This is a genomic window from Flavobacterium sp., assembly GCF_027490375.1.
GTDB lineage: Bacteria > Bacteroidota > Bacteroidia > Flavobacteriales > Flavobacteriaceae > Flavobacterium.
On the sequence record NZ_JAIXYH010000052.1, the window covers coordinates 1 to 16,142 of the forward strand.

Below are 16,142 nucleotides of genomic sequence, written 5' to 3' on the forward strand. Positions count from 1 at the left end.
ACCCAAGAAGCCCGTGGCGGCCGTGCAAACCAAGCGCCGGCTAAACGGTATTGACGTGGAAAGCGTGACGGGGCAGCGACCAAATTTCAACTATAAAACGCTGCACCGGATTGCCCAAAAAAAAAGGCTGCCTACTTTTCAGAGACAGCCTAAACACAAAACAAAACAAAACTTTAAAAGGACTTTCTTTTTCAGGCAATTTTTCCCAATGCCTTGCGGTGTAAAGTTCAGGATTACTTTTCCGTAACATTTATATGATTTCCGGAAATTCTTCTATTATTTATAGATGATGGTTCGCGGTTTTCCGAAATCAAAGTTCTCTAATCGCAAGTCGGTTGTTTCGAATGAATTGGTTTGGAACGGATTAGCAGCTCCGTTAGGTAAATTTGAGTAATAAGCAAATGAAATTTGAAACGAGGAAAATACCAGATAATCGTTTGAAATTATGATACCGGCACCGATTTTAGAATACAATTTGCTGTTAATCATGTTGGAAATACCGTTGCCCAATAAGCCGCCGCTGTAACTAAAAAACGGATTTAAACGAAAACCAATTAGCTGCCAAGGCGAGTAACTTTGCGTTTGGAAGCTCACAATAAATTTGCTCGTACCAACCAGAGGTGCATTGAATCCGGCGATACCCGACGGATTGGGTGAAACGACTCCAGCACCGTAATTACCTAAAAATAAGCTATTTTCGTTCAGAGTTAAACGATCTCCATAACTATCGACGCGATTAAATCCCAAGATAAATTGTGGTTTGAAGAACTGACGTAAACTCCAATCTCCGAGTGAAATCAAGGGCGTGAAATAATTTACCGTTAAAGTTAAAGCACTTTGTTCCATGGAACCGCGGCGAAAAAAACTTCCACCTTCAAAATTTGCGCAGAGAAATCCAATTCGGTAATAATCGCCATGCGCCAACCGAAATCCGGCGTACGCTCTCATCCGATCGTTCTTTTGCTGCTGACCGAAAGTTAGTCCGTAGATCTTACCTATAGCAACGTCTTCTACAATACCGTAATTAAAAAGGAACTTATCTTCTACGAATTGTCTCGAAGTAATACCAATACCAACTAAATATTGCCGCTCATCAGAGAAGAAATCGGCAGGATCAAATTCTGTCGGCGGACTTTCATTAAATCCGATATTCAAGTAACGTCCGGAAACCACTAAATTCGTTGTAATTTCTTCTTCGGTGTCGTCTTCAAAGATTTTGAAGGCATGTCCTAGCCAAAAATCTTCCGAATGATACTTAAAATTTTGAAGTTCGTAATCATTAGTAACATCGGGTATCGAATCTTGCCTAAATTGTGCGTCGATGTAAACACCGCCCGCCCATTTAGTTAGTGGCGAATAGAAAGGCCTTTCGATATTAATGCTTTTTCCGTAAAAGTTGTTTAAATCGTTTTGATACGAAATAGTAGTTTGAACGAAAGAGTTTTTGATATTCGGAACGGAGTACGTTGTGAAATATGCATTTTCGCCGTCTGAAAAGCGATTAACAAAGCGGTTTCGCCAATTATGTCCGAATCCTAGGAAGTTACGTTCCTGAATATCAATTGAACTCCGACTGGTTGAACCCGAAAATTGGGGAATGAAGCTCCAGCTATCAACCACTCGAACGTCGAGATCTATAGAATCTTTACTGTTTGGAATAACAATGGGCGTAATTCGTACGCGACTGATGTAGCGTTGTGCTCTGATAATACGTTCCGATTCCTTGAGGCGAATGGTGTCGAGCGGTTTGTTGCGGCGAACGAGAAGCAGATTTCGGATAGCAAAGTCTTTAGACTTTAAGTGTACTGCATTTCCGAACTTTTCACCACTATTTTTTGGTTTTTTATTGATATCGGTTTCTGAAAAGCCAAAAGGATCGAGTGTAGTGACGCTTATATTTCGTACAATCTTACCTTGATAGCGTTTTAAATTTCGAAAAGCTTTTTTACGGATGTTTTGCCGTGCTTTCTGTTTTTCAACAGGCTCAAAGATTGCTTTGTGTAACCACTTGGTGAACTTCGACTTATGACTGATCTTCTCGATTTTTCGGTATAAAGCAGCCGTATCTTTCTCTTGCTGAACCTGTGCGGGCGCAACAGTAGTACCAATTAGTAAAAGAATCAGATACAAGTACTTTTTCAACCTTAAATCGATCGTAGATTATGTGTTGATTTTTAACTTTCGCAGTAAATCGGCAACGCGTTGTTGCATATTTGGCGCCAAATTATCAGTCTTCTCCATGACTTTTCGAGTTACTAATGCTTGAAGTATGGTTCCTAATAATCCGCCAACAACGCCAGTAGATTTCCCAAAAATAAGTCGCTTAGCAACAACACCAGAAAAGAAACTAACGGCTAAACGCGAGATACTGACTTTAAAAAAGCGCGATCGCACGAAGCGGTCGAGTTGCGTGATCGCAAAATCTTCGTCGGTAAGCGATCTTTGAAGCGTTCGGGATTGCTGAACGAGAACTAACTTTTGCTGCTCTCGCGAGCTTGCTACCTGATAAATCTGCTGATCTAAGTCGGCTATATTTTGAATGTGTGCATATTTGCTCATACGATTACGTCTTAAAAATAGATCTGATTATCAGATTAATAAACCATTTTGTGAGTTTGTTCTTGAATGCAAACAGCAGAATTCCGATTAAAAAATAGGCGGCTGCAACAATCAAAAAACCTTTTGCTAGACTTTCTAGCTGTTCGCCAATTAAGAACGCAACGGCAAAGTTGGCAAGTAAAAACGCGGGAATGAGTACAATTAGTATGATGACATAAAAGACCAACAAACCACCGATTTCGCTAATCGATTTTAAGCCTTTGAGTTTATACAATTCGAAGGTGTCTTCGAAAAACTTTTTCCCAGCTGCGAGTATCTCACTAAAAATAACTTTTTGTTCGTCCATATTCAAAGATATAAAAAGGGCTACTTGGTTGCAGGTAGCCCTATTTTAATTTTTAGAATTTTAAATTGGTTTCCAATTGCGACTTTGTTTTGTCAACAAATTCGGCACCTTCCGCCAATGCATGTTGTCCTTTTGATTTCCAATTTTCAATTTTGGAAGAAACAGTATCAACTGCTTCGTTGTATTTCGATTTTAAATCGTCGGCAGTATCTTTACCTTTTTTACCGATTTTTCTACGGGTTTCTGTCCCTTTATCCGGGGCAAAAAGTACTCCCAAAATAGCTCCTGCCGCAAGGCCAACCAAGGCGCCTGCAATTACTCTTCCTGTGCTCATAATTGTTCAAATTTAAGTTTGATATTCAGCGAAGGGTAGAAATCCCACTCGCCATTAACACGAATTCAGTACTGAAAATCGATACAATAAAGGTACAAGCATAATTTGCCTCTCTCTTACGGAATTCTACCAATGCTTTGTATAATTAAGTGACCTGAAACGGCGAAATAATCATTGCTAATTAATCCGTGAATTCCTGGTTTTCAGCGGTCGGATCGTTAATGACCGAAATACCTTTTTGCATCATTACCGTGTTTGGAATGGTAATGATTTCACCGCTTTTTGTTCGTAAATAGGTGTGAAAGGCTTTGATATCCTCGATTTCTGCTTCAATCGGATAATCTTTGTCCAAAATCTTTACCGTGTCGCCAATCTTAAATGGCAATGAAAACAACAAGATGATTCCGGAAGTAATGTTGCTTAAAATCGACCATTGTGCGAAAAAAGCGACGCCTAAAATGGTGAGTAATGACGTGAATGTCACAAACAAATCGTCGGAATTAACGCCCCATATCGCAAATACAACAACGAAAAATAAAACGGTTAGAAAAACATTATTGTATCGGATCGCTAAATTGGCGCGGTGGGCGAGAAGCTGACTGTGTTTTGCGTATTCGGTTATCGCTTTTGCCGCAAGTACGCGCACCAGCACAACTATAGCTAGTGTTATTAGTGTAGCGAGTATTTCAGCCCAAAACGATTGCAGCATATTAAAAATCTTGTAAATGTTTGTAAACCAAATGTGTCGGAAGTCCCATAACCGTATAAAAACTACCTTCTAACTTTTCTATTGCAATATAACCGATAAATTCTTGAATGCCGTAAGCACCGGCTTTGTCAAACGGTTTGAATAAAGTTACGTATTTCTTGATGTCGTTTTCACTTAATTCGCTAAAGCTCACTGCTGCTACATCGGTAACTACTACTTGTTTTTCGCGCGAAGCAATACAAAAACTGGTATAAACCCGATGCGTTTTACCACTCAGCTGCTTCAACATATTCTCCGCTTCAACGCCATTGGCAGGTTTTGCTAGCATTTCTCCGTCGAGCCAAACCAATGTATCTGCGGTAAGTACGACTTCCTCAGGCTGTAAATCGGGCAATAATACAGCGGCTTTCTGAATACAAATTGCCTCAGTAATGGCTCCTTCACGTAAATCATCCGAATAACTTTCATCGGTTTCGCGAACACGCAATTCAAAAGTAAATCCCAATCCTTGCAACAGTTCTTTCCGTCGCGGAGAACCACTTCCTAATATGAGTCGCTTTCCAGAAGGCAGATTACTGAACATTCATTTTCACATTATAAGTTACTACGGCAATCAAAAGTACGCCTCCTAAAAAAGCGATTTTCAATAAATTAGAAAGCAATTTGTAATCGCTCGGGCTTGCGGCATTCCAAATTCTTATGCCAACATAAGCACAAATTGAGGCGGGTAAGGCAAACATTAATGCGGCAGCAAAATATAAGTCGTAAGCAAAATAGTAAGCAAAGGTGTAATACACTAAATAGGCCGCAAATAAAATTGAAGCTACAGCTACGACTTTATTCATTTTGTCCGTTCCGAGCGCTACCGCCAACGTTCGGCGCCCAATGGCTTCGTCTCCTAAGATATCCTGCTGATCTTTAACCCATTCGCGAATGAGCGTTAGGAAAAAGCAAAAACCGGCATAGTCTAAAATTACCTGGAACAACAGTGAATATGTTGTTCTGTTTTCATCGTTCAAGGCCGGGTACAAGTCAAACAATCCAACTAAAATTAGCGCAAGTGCACACAGAGCAGCCACAACTATATTTCCGAGTACGGGAACGGTTTTAAAATTCTGCGGATACAAATACAGTACAACGGCCGTTAGCACAAATAATCCAGCAAATCCGGGCGAGTCGATACTGTTCGCCAGATAAAACCCAATAGCAACACCAATCACATTTACCGCAAAGTAAATGCCGTGTAACACGTTTTCAGAAAACAATTCAACCAACAGCGTTTGGTCTTTTCGATTGATCCGATCGGCTGCTACGTCTTGGATATCATTAATGACGTAACCTCCCAAGGCAACGCAAACGGTTGCAAAAACAAGGAGCGCAAACTGAAAGTCGCTCAAAACAGGTGTTATTTTCTGCGGAAGCAAAAAGGTGTAACGCAATAAATACTGCGCTAAGGCAATGAGTGCCAAATTGGCCACGCGAAAAACTCTCAGATATAAAAACACAGTCAAAATTTTTGCGCAAATATAGTCGAGCCGTTTCAGAACTTTCTCACAAAAGTGCAATTCTTGTCTACTCAACGTGAGCTCGATCTAAAAATTGAAGTTAGCAATTAGTAAAATAGTTGATTTTCGCCAACTAGATCAGTAAATAGGCTTTAGAAAAAAGCTTGCTTTTGTAGCAGAACAAGGCAAATAAATGTTGACTACCGATTTACCAAAAAAAATACAAAACCGTGAACGACTGGTTAAATGATCAACTTTAAAAAATAGCGAAGCAAAAATTTTTTACGGGTCTTAGAACCTCAATTCACCTGTTCTAACAAAGATATTAATGTTGAAGGCACCAATCTATAAAAAATCCGTTGCCGAAATTCGACAACGGATCATCCTAATAATCCAAAAACAAAATTATCCGCGACGGTTACCCGAACTGCGTGCTTCCGAACGCGAATTTCCCGAAGAGCCGCTGCGCTCACTTCTGCTCGGAGCTGGCGTTACCGAACTACTTCTCGTTGTACTCGTTGCCGAACTGGAACTGCTGCGCGGCGTGCGATCTGTCAAGCGGGTATCGCTCGTACCTCTGGTTCTATCTGTTGTATTGCGAGTTACCGTGTTTGTATTTGATTGACTGCGAACGGTATTCGAGTTTTCATTTCCGCGAACCTGACGATCTACAGTAGTAGAACGTCCTGTACTTCCGCTTGTATTAACTGTTTGCGAGTTGCGAGCTGGTCGAACACCACCCGTTTGTACCGTCGTTTCGCGATTGCGACCGCCGTTAGTCGACGGATTGCTAACCGTTGTACGAGTACCCGTTTGGTTATTTCTACCGCTAGATCGCGTGGTTGTAACCGAATTTCTTCCGTTGCTTTCGCTGCGACCCACAGTGCGATTCGAGTAAAAACGCTCGTAACCATCGGCACGTCGACCATTGTATAAAGCTACAGCACGCGTATTTCTACGTGTATTTACGTAATTGTATTGGTGATTCACGTTGATAAAAACATTCACGTTATTGCGGTAGGTGTACATCGGAAACGGACTCCAATACGTGTAGAAACTTGGGTAATAATCCCAGTAAAACGGACTGCAATACGCACGATATCTTGGAGCCCAAAAGCTTCTATAAATCACAGGCGTGTACACAAAAACCGGTTCGTAAATGTAGTTTGGACCGTACATATACACATCGCCAACAAATTGAACTTGAACGTTGTTATTGTTGTCGCGTTGCACATCGATGGTAGCAACATCTTGAAAAACATCGCGATCTAAAACCGCTTGAACAACAATTAAATGCGTGTAATCTTCAACAGTTTCAATAACTCGAAGGTAATCCACACGACCGTCGAAGTTCAAATCTAAGTTGTTAATTCGATTATTTGGATTATTCAAACGGCGTTCAAAATCTTCTAAATTATCCGAATCTGCAAAAATACTTGCTACAGCTCTCAAATCGAGGTTGTCGCCAATGCGGCTGTCCGTAGCGCTAACCGTGGTAACATCTTGAGCAAATACAGGCAACAAGAGTCCGGTACATAAAAGGGTTAGAAAAGTTTTCATAATCTCAAAGTTTGATATGTATCAGATAGGCAATATCTGTGCCATTTTTTTTTGGGCGTTCGGGCGGGCTATCCGCGTTAATAACTGCTAAACCACTTGCGTTTTGTAGTTGGGTTTGGGCTTCTGATGTCGCCCGTACCGGCACACAAAACGTCGGCGTGCTTTGGCAATTATTGCTGCTGCTATCCCTAACGCGGGCAATCGTTCCAAAAATCCCCTACTTTTTTAATTTCATTTCTTCATAAAACCTCTCAAAAAAAGTTCTTAGCGTAACGGCATTAAATAAAAAACTACTTTTAACGAGGTTAAGCTTTTAGCAATCACAATACTGAAACCTTTTTTATACGTGAAACTGCCTTTCGAACCGGAATTTTTTGGTTATTTGATACATGTGCACTTGGTCTTTGAGTACGCAGCCTTCTTTTTCGGTTTTCGGTACTACGTCTATTTAAAGAAATCAACAGCCGATTATATCTCAGCAACCAATCGGCTGAGTATTTTGGTGGGTGCCGTTTTTGGCGCTTTTCTTGGTTCGCGTATCGCGGGTGCACTCGAAGATCCGCTTGCCTTTATGCACAGCAGCAATTGGGAGCAGCTTTTCCAAGTAAAATCTATTATGGGTGGTTTGTTCGGCGGTACTTTGGGAGTCGAACTAGCCAAGAAGTTCATTGGGGAAAAGCAATCGTCCGGCGATTTATTCACCTTACCCATCATTCTCGGAATTGCCATAGGGCGCATCGGATGTTTTCTTGCAGGCATGGCCGATTTTACCTACGGAATTCCAACCGATTTTTTTCTTGGCATGAATTTGGGAGATGGAATTTCCCGACATCCCTTGGCGCTGTACGAACTGTTCCTTCTCGTAGTATTATTTGGTGTTTTAGCTTCTAAACGCAGTAAAATCAAACCACAGGGCTGGCTTTTTAAGTATTTTATGCTAGCTTATTTTGCGTTTCGATTTCTAATCGAGTTTTTAAAACCAAACACCTTTTACATATTCGGATTAAGTTCTATACAATGGCTTTGCCTCGTTTGTTGGCTTTACTATACACCCGATTTGCTTAATAAAATTAAAAATGCCCACTAGAAAATACACGTATTACGATTTTACTTTGAGTTTGTGTCACGATTGCCTTAAACGCATCGATGCCAAAATTGTGTTTGAAAACGATAAAGTTTTTATGCTCAAGCGTTGCCCCGAACACGGAGCTTCTAAAGTACTTATCGCCGACGATATCGAATACTACAAAAACATTCGAAACTACAATAAACCCTCAGAAACACCGTATACGTTCAATACCAAAACGCATTACGGTTGTCCGTACGACTGTGGTTTATGTCCTGATCATGAGCAGCATTCTTGCTTGAGTATCATCGAAATTACCGATCGCTGTAATTTAACGTGTCCGACATGTTATGCCGGATCTTCACCAACCTACGGACGTCACCGCACCTTCGATGAAGTGAAAAAAATGCTCGATACAATTGTTGCCAACGAAAAAGAACCCGATGTCGTGCAAATCAGCGGCGGCGAACCTACTCTGCATCCAGAGTTTTTCGAAATCTTGGATTACGCAAAATCATTGCCCATCAAACACCTGATGGTAAATACAAACGGTATTCGGATTGCTCAGGAAATCGATTTTGCCGAACGTTTGGCTACCTACATGCCCGACTTCGAAATTTACCTACAATTCGATTCGTTTAAAGAAGAAGCTTTAGTGAGTTTACGCGGCGCTACATTGGGTAAAATCCGAAAAAAAGCACTCGAAAACCTCAATGCATTAAATCTGTCAACCACCTTAGTAGTAACCCTACAAAAAGGTCTAAACGACGATGAAATGGGCAAAATAATCGAATACGGCTTGAAACAACGCTGCGTGCGCGGCGTTACGTTTCAACCTACGCAAATTGCCGGCCGACTCGAAAACTTTAACCACGAAACCGATCGAATTACACTCACGGAAGTACGTCGAAAAATCTTGGAGCAATCGGAACATTTTACGGAAAGCGATTTAATTCCGGTGCCGTGTAATCCCGATGCCTTGGTTATGGGTTATGCGTTAAAACTCGATGACGCCGTGATTCCGCTTACGCGCTACATCAATCCAGCAGATTTACTCGATAACAGCAAGAATACCATAGTCTATGAGCAAGACGAAGCGTTGCACTCGCGTATGCTCGAAATATTTAGCACAGGCACTTCAACCGATGTAGCTTCTGAGAAACTAAATACGTTGTTGTGTTGTTTACCTTTCGTTGAAGCACCCAACTTGGGCTATGATAACTTATTCCGAATCATCATCATGCAATTCATCGATGCACATAACTTCGACGTTCGAGCCATAAAAAAATCTTGTGTACACATCGTAAATAAAGACTATAAAATCATTCCATTTGAAACGATGAATTTATTTTATCGCGATGAAAAACAGCAGCTTTTAAATCAACTTCAACAACAATAATCATTCATTTAAGTATGTCATCTATCTTATTAGTGTATTTACTTTTTCATACGCCAGCTCTTGTCGGAATTGGTGTAGGTTTTTATCTCCGAAAAAAGAATCCAGATGTTTCTAAAGCACTTTTTATTCTTTCGGGAGCGTATTTCATTATTGGTTACGGGCTTTGCGGAAGATACATGTTGTAAGTTTTCGTAAACTTCTGCGTAAAGCGTCGGTTTTACAATGAAGAAATATTTTGCTGTGTAGCGTATGTAAATCTTTGCTATTTTAGAACAAAATTTTAGTTATGAAAAATATTTGGTGGCTTTCCGTTTTAGTTTTATTGGTTTCTGCAACAGCGCATTCCCAAAAGAAAAAACCGGCGGTAAAACCTAAAACAGAAGCGAAAACCATCAGTGCTAAGTTTGAAAATTGTACGGCCGAACTTCAAAAAAATCAATTGTTTTTCTTTCAACAAAACGCAGCAGGCAAGCGCGATACCATTCTTATAAAAACATTCGATGCCAAACTCAAGCCAGAAAATCTTAAGATTAGTGCATTTACAGCCGCGAAAGTGAAATTACATGTACTCACTTGGGACGAAATCACCAAAACTGAAACGCCGATAAAAAAGGAAACCAATACAACAAATCAAACCGCAATTGTCGATTTCAGCAGTAAAAAAATTGTCTTTACAAACTTCAATACAGTAATCAACAGCAGTGAAATAATTTACTTAGATGCTGCCAAAACAGCTTCCGAAACGCGCGATAAAATTCAACGTGCAGGTCAGGAATGTTTAGTAAATCCCGACGGAACGCTCACTCTAAAAACCAAAGCCAAGCAATCGCAATTGAAATACGACGCTGCGGCTTTCAAGTTTATCGCGAAGTAACGTCCGATTTCATGTAGCGCATCAAATAAAAGGTTACCGCCAAAGATGCGACACCAATTACCGTCATGAAAATCCAATTGCTCGAATAACCATAGGCATCAACCACAGACAATCCGCCTTTGGAACTACAAATATGAGCCAAACTAAAGCTCATCGTAAAAAATCCCATGTACTTGCCTTGCTCGTGCTTCGGACTTATCGACAAGGCAAACGTATTCGAAAACGGAAATATGAACATTTCTCCAAAAGTCATAAATAACATACTTATGATCAGAATGTTACTGTTCCAGCCCGGAATTAGCACTAAAAACGAGCTGCTCATGAGCAACGATCCAACGGCCATCAGTTTCAACATCGATGTTTTTCGTTTTTCGAAGTAGCTCACCACGGGCATTTCCATAAAAAAGATTATCAGCCCGTTCATGGTCATAAGCAAACCGGTCTGAAATTCAGTTAAACCGTACTTATCGTGATGATATAAGGGCAAAGTGCTAAACAACTGGAAAAAGAGAACGGCAGTTCCGAAACTCGCCAACAAAAACCACAAAAACTTAGCCTGAGGAATGCTGCGTTTAATGTGCGCATGCGTATCGTTAGCGGGCACTATTTCATGTTTAGGTTTCGGAATAAAATACAAAAAGAGCAAAACTGCACTTAGACAAGTTAGTCCGTCGACCCAGAAAATACTTTCATAACCCAAATTCATGATAAGCAACCCGCCAATAGCTGGTCCGGCTGCAAATCCTAAATTCACGGCAAGTCGAACCAAAGTAAACGATCGTGCGCGCGTTTCCGGTGTGGCAAGCGTTCCCAAGGAAACAAACATGGCAGGCCGAAACATATCGGCAACCGTAAGCAAAATAAATATACCTATGGCTAGCGCATAAAAGCTAGTAATAAACTGCAAGGCAATAAACAAGATACTACTTCCAAATAAGCTGAATGTCATGATGTTGTAAAATCCAACTTTATCGGAAAGTTTACCTCCCAAGAACGATCCCAACATCGAACCTAAGCCAAAGGCGGTCATTAGCCAGCCAACTTGCGAAAAGCTAAAGTGTAAATCTTCTTTTAAATATTTGGATAGGAACGGGAGCACCATAGTTCCGGCCCGGTTAACAAAGGTAATTCCGGCCAAAATCCACACCTCCCGTTTAAAACCTTTGTAGGTATTTATATATTTTTGCGCTTGCCGTTTTAGCATGCTGCAAAAGTACAATTCCCAAGCGTATTGCGCGGTATTTCTCGATTCTATCTTACCTTTATGTAATGAATTATTTCTACAATATCCACAGACATAACGCGGATTTACTCTCGAATGAAATTGCCGTGGTAAACAACTATCCCAAAGATCCGATACCACAAACGGGATTGTTTAGCTGCGGTATTCATCCGTGGTATATTGAAGAACAGAACCTTACATCCGATCTGCAAGCTGTAGAACAGGCTTTGAAGAATCCGAGTTGTGTAGCGCTCGGCGAGTGTGGACTAGATAATCGTGTGGAAACCGAACTTGCCAAGCAACAACCCATTTTTGAAGCGCAACTCGAATTGGCAAAACAGTATCAAAAGCCGGTTATTGTTCATTGTGTTGGCGCTTACGCAGAAGTTTTGTCGGCTAAAAAGCGTTTGCAATTCAAACAAGCTGTTGTTTTTCATGGATTTTCGAAAAATCTGGCCTTGGCGCAGCAGTTGCAAAATGCCGATTGTTACGTAAGTTTTGGAAAATACTTAATGACGCAAGAACATTTGCCTGCTATTTTAAAGGAACTAAATTTGCAGCGTATTTTCTTGGAAACCGATTCGTCTGATTACCTAATTTCTGAAGTGTACGCCAAAGCCGCAACCGCTTTAGAACTCGAGGTAACCGATTTACAGGAATTAATACAAAACAACTTTCAAACCGTATTTAAAGAAGAAAAGTAGTGGAAAAGTGGCAAGAACGAACCGCATTATTGTTCAAAGAAAAAGGATTAGAAGCATTAAAAAACAGTAATGTTTTAGTTGTAGGATTGGGTGGCGTCGGATCGTTTGCAGCCGAATTTATTGCACGTGCAGGTGTCGGAAAAATGACGATAGTAGACGGCGATGTGGTAGACATCACAAACATAAACAGACAATTACCTGCCTTACATTCAACCGTAGGTTTAGATAAAGTTCAGGTCGTTGGCGATCGGTTGATGGACATCAATCCACAACTCGAGTTGACGCGAGTTAAAGAATTTCTCAGTCCCGAACGTGCCTTCGAACTGGTGGATCCGCAATTTGATTTTGTACTCGATTGCATTGATTCGGTAACGCCAAAACTAAATCTGATAAAAGCAGCGAAACGTAAAAAAGTGAAGCTCATTAGCAGCATGGGAGCAGGAGGGAAGATGGAGGCAGCAAAAGTTAAGGTAGCCGACATCAGTCAAACTAAAAACTGCTTTTTCGCGAAAGTAATCAAAAAGCGCCTCCGTGAAATGAAAATCGATAAAGGAATTAAAGTTGTTTTTTCTTCAGAAATTCAAGATGCAAGTAGTCTAAAAACAACCGACGGAAGTAATTTTAAGAAATCGTTCTACGGAACAAACAGCTATATGCCTGGCTTGTTTGGTTTATACGCCGCCGAATATGTAATTCGAAAATTGTTGGAAAGGGCTGAACCGACCGAGCTGTAATTCCCGATTGTAAAAGGTCAATACTTTATTAGTTCTCGGCAGCTTGTCGTTCCTCTTCAGCGCGTAGTTGTTCTTGTGTTAAAGTCGGTGCGGTTGCCGCAGCCGCAGGACGCTGCGCTACACTTCCTTGAATGGGCATGTATAAAAACGTTACCCATTTGCTTGGTCGTTTTTGTTCGAAGCTGTTTTGCTGGAAAATTTCTAAGATTTCAATGCCGCCACGCTCCGTCAGGAACTTTTCTTTCATTGTAGTGCGCGCTTTTCGAATAGCGGCAGTTCGGTGCGAATAATCGCCGGTTAACTTAACAGGCAATGCGCGATACGGTACAAAACTACCTGAAAAAATATCGCTTTCTGGCGATAAAAATACTTCTTCGGGTGTGGGTATAGCAATCGTTAATTCTACTACTGCAGCGTTGGGAGCCGATTTGTAAATGGCCATAGGTTGTCCGGCTTTTCGTAATTGATTCTTCACAAAAAACTCTTGTAAAAACGGTATCCAACGCAGTAATTCCGGATTTAAATCGCCTTGTTTACAACGAATTTTCTTTCCCACAAAAAACAGCGGTTTTAAGCTTACCGCTGGAAGTACCTCGGTTTTGTAAACACCCAATTCAGCTTTTAAAAATTTGCTTAATTGCTCAAGCGAAACGAGCAATTGGTTGTTTACCAAGGCTTTCGGACCGCCGCTAAATGTAGCATCGAATTTATCACTAAAAGTTAACGAACCCGTGCGCTTACAAATAATCTTGGTTTTTCCCAAAGTATCGCGTAAGGTGAAACTACCAAAAGTAATTTCGCCGTTTTGACTAATCTTAAAATTAATCTCCTGATTTTTAACTAAATCTGTTGTTTGAATCCAGCCGTTTTTGTTACCAGAAAAAGTCATATAACCTAATTTGCCCACCGTATTTCCTGGAAAATTAAGTTTGGTTTGCGCATCGCCTTCCGAAATAAAATTCCAACTTTCCCAATTCCGATAATTGTTTAAATAGTTGAATAAAGTTACGCGATTAACCGGAATAACCATTTCCGCTTTAGCTTGATAATTAGCAGGTTGCGTAGCAATAAACACCGTTAAACCAATGGTAACCAGAATGAATAGCAGAAATATGTACTTGAGGATCCGCATGCGTTCTTTTAATGCTTCATATAAAATTTAAATAGAAACAAAATAGCAATGAACGCAAAAAAGCCCAGTAATATCTTGTAGTTTCCGCGGTAGTACATCTTGTGTAAGGCCAAATCCTTTCGATACATTACTACCATAACGATTGTAAAGCAAACAACAAATAAAGCGGCAAAAATTAGCTGACCCGTTGTGAACATTATTTATAATTTTTCAACAAAAATAGCCAAAAGTCGGTTGCAGCCATTAATATTGCTTCATAAATCCATGTTATGAAAGAACAAATTAAAGCCGTTCAAGAATTTCACACAGCCTATCGTTTGGGTTATGCGCAAAAACCAACCGTCGAACTCTCTCCGGAAAAGATAAAATTGCGTTTCGAGTTGCTTAAAGAAGAAAACGAAGAATACCTTGAAGCAGCCGAAAAAGGCGATTTAGTGGAAGTTGCCGACGCCCTCGGCGATTTGCTTTACATCCTCTGCGGAACCATTATTGAACACGGTTTGCAAGATAAAATCGAAGACGTTTTTCGCGAAATTCAACGCAGTAACATGAGTAAACTCGACGAAAACGGCCAACCAATTTACCGCGAGGACGGAAAAGTGCTTAAAGGACCCAACTATTTCAAACCGGATATCGCTAAAATTCTAGGTTAGCGGCACCTCGACCGTCCAATTGTACGGATCTTCAGCATTTTTGTACTGAATATCGATGATTTGCGATTTGAGTTTTAAAGCAAACGAATCGGTTTGTTCCGGCAATTCGTAGTAGTCGTCGCGATAACCAAATCCAACAATCGGATTGATAACCGCAGCAGTTCCGGCACCAAAAATCTCTTTCAATTCGCCCGTTTTTGCAGCAGCGATAATTTCGGCTACAGCTACCGGACGAACTTCGATCTTCATCCCGTTGTCGGTTGCTAATTGAATGATGCTTTTTCGGGTAACACCGTCCAAAATTCGTTCTGTGGCTGGTGCGGTGAGCAAGGTATCGTTAACGCGGAAAAATACATTCATCGTTCCCGATTCTTCCATAAAACCATGCGTAGCGTCGTCTGTCCAAATAATTTGCTGATAGCCTTTTTCGTTGGCTAACTTGGTCGGATAAAACTGCGCGCCGTAATTTGCCGCCGCTTTTGCCGCGCCAATTCCGCCGTTTGCCGCGCGACTGTAATACTCGCTCACGATAACTTTCACCGAACCCGAATAGTAAGAGCGGGCAGGAGAAAGCAAAATCATAAAACGATATTGCGTACTTGGTGCAGCAATTACGCCCGAGCCAATGGCAATCATAAACGGACGAATGTACAGCGAATTTCCAACGCCGCCTTTCGCCCACTGCTGATCGATTTTTAATAGTTCTTTTAATCCATCGAGAAAGATTTCGCGAGGAACTTCGGGCATAGCCATTCGAATAGCCGACTTATTAAAACGCTCGTAATTCTGATCGGGTCGAAACAACCACAACTTATCATGGGTATCGCGATACGCCTTCAAACCTTCAAAAATAGCTTGCCCGTAATGAAAAACTTTAGCCGAAGGATCTATCAAAAAAGGTTCGTACGGTTTAATAATCGGTTTTTCCCAACTTCCATTTCTGAAATCGCACTGTAACATGTGATCGGAGAACGTTGAACCGAAGGTAATTGACTCAAAATCAACTTGATTAATTTTTGAAGTTGGAGATAAAATAACTTCAATGTCGATAGGTGCGTTTTCGCTCATAGAAATAAAATTGCTCTGAAATTGTCTCAAAGCTCTAGCGCTAAATTAACAATTATTTGAACTGTTGGCGCAGCCGCTAGAATAATTCATAAAAATGAAACTTTTTAACGGATGAATAGGCGCTCAATTAGCAAGATTTTGCGGCTTTCTCAACAACATACACAGAATTTCGGTAATACGCTATTTCATGTACGGGAAGGAATTCTGCATTTTTAGCAGCACTTTCCGATTTTCACTACTTTTTAGACACAAAAAAATCGGCAGTGAGCTAGATAAA

Annotated in this window: 19 protein-coding genes; 8 read left to right on the forward strand and 11 right to left on the reverse strand. The window is 40.7% G+C overall.

Annotated features, from left to right (window positions below; genetic code table 11):
* Positions 1-247 (forward strand): hypothetical protein (locus tag Q0064_RS06195; protein ID WP_298145884.1); only part of this gene is annotated, 247 nt, incomplete at its 5' end.
* A 29-nt stretch (positions 248-276) separates the two neighbouring features.
* Here Q0064_RS06195 and Q0064_RS06200 read toward each other — a convergent pair.
* The 8 genes from Q0064_RS06200 to Q0064_RS06235 all read right to left on the reverse strand — a co-directional run bounded on the left by Q0064_RS06200 (position 277) and on the right by Q0064_RS06235 (position 7,013).
* Positions 277-2,142: a hypothetical protein gene (locus Q0064_RS06200; RefSeq protein ID WP_298145886.1), complete on the reverse strand. Its 1,866-nt coding sequence runs from the start codon at positions 2,140-2,142 to the stop codon at positions 277-279.
* A gap of 18 nt (positions 2,143-2,160) precedes the next feature.
* Positions 2,161-2,559, reverse strand: a complete 399-nt coding sequence (locus Q0064_RS06205) for a hypothetical protein (protein ID WP_298145889.1) — start codon at positions 2,557-2,559, stop codon at positions 2,161-2,163.
* Between the two features lie 4 nt (positions 2,560-2,563).
* Entirely contained in the window at positions 2,564-2,905 is a 342-nt protein-coding gene (locus Q0064_RS06210) for a hypothetical protein (RefSeq protein ID WP_298145891.1), read from the reverse strand.
* Positions 2,906-2,957: 52 nt separating this feature from the next.
* Entirely contained in the window at positions 2,958-3,239 is a 282-nt protein-coding gene (locus Q0064_RS06215) for a YtxH domain-containing protein (RefSeq protein WP_298145894.1), read from the reverse strand.
* A gap of 181 nt (positions 3,240-3,420) precedes the next feature.
* Entirely contained in the window at positions 3,421-3,948 is a 528-nt protein-coding gene (locus Q0064_RS06220; RefSeq protein WP_298145897.1) for a mechanosensitive ion channel domain-containing protein, read from the reverse strand.
* 1 nt (position 3,949) lies between these two features.
* Positions 3,950-4,531: a Maf family nucleotide pyrophosphatase gene (locus Q0064_RS06225; RefSeq protein WP_298145900.1), complete on the reverse strand. Its 582-nt coding sequence runs from the start codon at positions 4,529-4,531 to the stop codon at positions 3,950-3,952.
* Entirely contained in the window at positions 4,521-5,453 is a 933-nt protein-coding gene (locus Q0064_RS06230) for a geranylgeranylglycerol-phosphate geranylgeranyltransferase (protein ID WP_298145903.1), read from the reverse strand. Before Q0064_RS06230 ends, Q0064_RS06225 begins: the two co-directional genes overlap by 11 nt.
* Before the next feature lie 405 nt (positions 5,454-5,858).
* Positions 5,859-7,013 (reverse strand): hypothetical protein, encoded by a 1,155-nt coding sequence (locus Q0064_RS06235; RefSeq protein ID WP_298145906.1) that lies wholly within the window; start codon positions 7,011-7,013, stop codon positions 5,859-5,861.
* Positions 7,014-7,359: 346 nt separating this feature from the next.
* Between Q0064_RS06235 and Q0064_RS06240 the strand changes: the two genes are divergently transcribed.
* The 4 genes from Q0064_RS06240 (at position 7,360) to Q0064_RS06255 (ending at position 10,352) form a co-directional block, all read left to right on the forward strand.
* Positions 7,360-8,100 (forward strand): prolipoprotein diacylglyceryl transferase family protein, encoded by a 741-nt coding sequence (locus Q0064_RS06240; protein WP_298145909.1) that lies wholly within the window; start codon positions 7,360-7,362, stop codon positions 8,098-8,100.
* A complete protein-coding gene (locus Q0064_RS06245) occupies positions 8,090-9,478 on the forward strand; it encodes a radical SAM protein (RefSeq protein ID WP_298145912.1) in 1,389 nt (462 codons plus the stop codon). The genes Q0064_RS06240 and Q0064_RS06245 overlap by 11 nt, the downstream gene beginning before the upstream one ends.
* A gap of 14 nt (positions 9,479-9,492) precedes the next feature.
* A complete protein-coding gene (locus Q0064_RS06250; protein WP_298145915.1) occupies positions 9,493-9,663 on the forward strand; it encodes a hypothetical protein in 171 nt (56 codons plus the stop codon).
* 101 nt (positions 9,664-9,764) lie between these two features.
* Entirely contained in the window at positions 9,765-10,352 is a 588-nt protein-coding gene (locus Q0064_RS06255) for a hypothetical protein (RefSeq protein ID WP_298145918.1), read from the forward strand.
* Here Q0064_RS06255 and Q0064_RS06260 read toward each other — a convergent pair.
* On the reverse strand, positions 10,339-11,556 hold the full coding sequence (locus Q0064_RS06260; protein WP_298145921.1) for an MFS transporter: 1,218 nt from the start codon (positions 11,554-11,556) through the stop codon (positions 10,339-10,341). The two genes, Q0064_RS06255 and Q0064_RS06260, sit on opposite strands and share 14 nt — an antisense overlap.
* Before the next feature lie 65 nt (positions 11,557-11,621).
* On the opposite strand from Q0064_RS06260, the gene Q0064_RS06265 reads away from it, so the two are divergent.
* Both Q0064_RS06265 and Q0064_RS06270 read left to right on the forward strand, forming a co-directional pair.
* Positions 11,622-12,278: a TatD family hydrolase gene (locus Q0064_RS06265; protein ID WP_298145925.1), complete on the forward strand. Its 657-nt coding sequence runs from the start codon at positions 11,622-11,624 to the stop codon at positions 12,276-12,278.
* The gene (locus Q0064_RS06270; protein WP_298145928.1) at positions 12,278-13,012 is read left to right on the forward strand and encodes a tRNA threonylcarbamoyladenosine dehydratase; all 735 of its coding nucleotides are present in this window, start codon (positions 12,278-12,280) and stop codon (positions 13,010-13,012) included. The genes Q0064_RS06265 and Q0064_RS06270 overlap by 1 nt, the downstream gene beginning before the upstream one ends.
* Positions 13,013-13,040: 28 nt before the next feature.
* Here Q0064_RS06270 and Q0064_RS06275 read toward each other — a convergent pair whose 3' ends face one another.
* Entirely contained in the window at positions 13,041-14,144 is a 1,104-nt protein-coding gene (locus tag Q0064_RS06275) for a hypothetical protein (RefSeq protein WP_298145931.1), read from the reverse strand.
* A 269-nt stretch (positions 14,145-14,413) separates the two neighbouring features.
* On the opposite strand from Q0064_RS06275, the gene Q0064_RS06285 reads away from it, so the two are divergent.
* Positions 14,414-14,797, forward strand: coding sequence for a nucleoside triphosphate pyrophosphohydrolase family protein (locus Q0064_RS06285; protein ID WP_298145935.1), 384 nt, complete (start codon positions 14,414-14,416; stop codon positions 14,795-14,797).
* On the opposite strand, the gene Q0064_RS06290 is transcribed toward Q0064_RS06285, so the two are convergent.
* Complete coding sequence (locus tag Q0064_RS06290) at positions 14,789-15,865, reverse strand: branched-chain amino acid aminotransferase (RefSeq protein ID WP_298145937.1); 1,077 nt, start codon at positions 15,863-15,865, stop codon at positions 14,789-14,791. The two genes, Q0064_RS06285 and Q0064_RS06290, sit on opposite strands and share 9 nt — an antisense overlap.
* Positions 15,866-16,142: the final 277 nt, after the last annotated feature.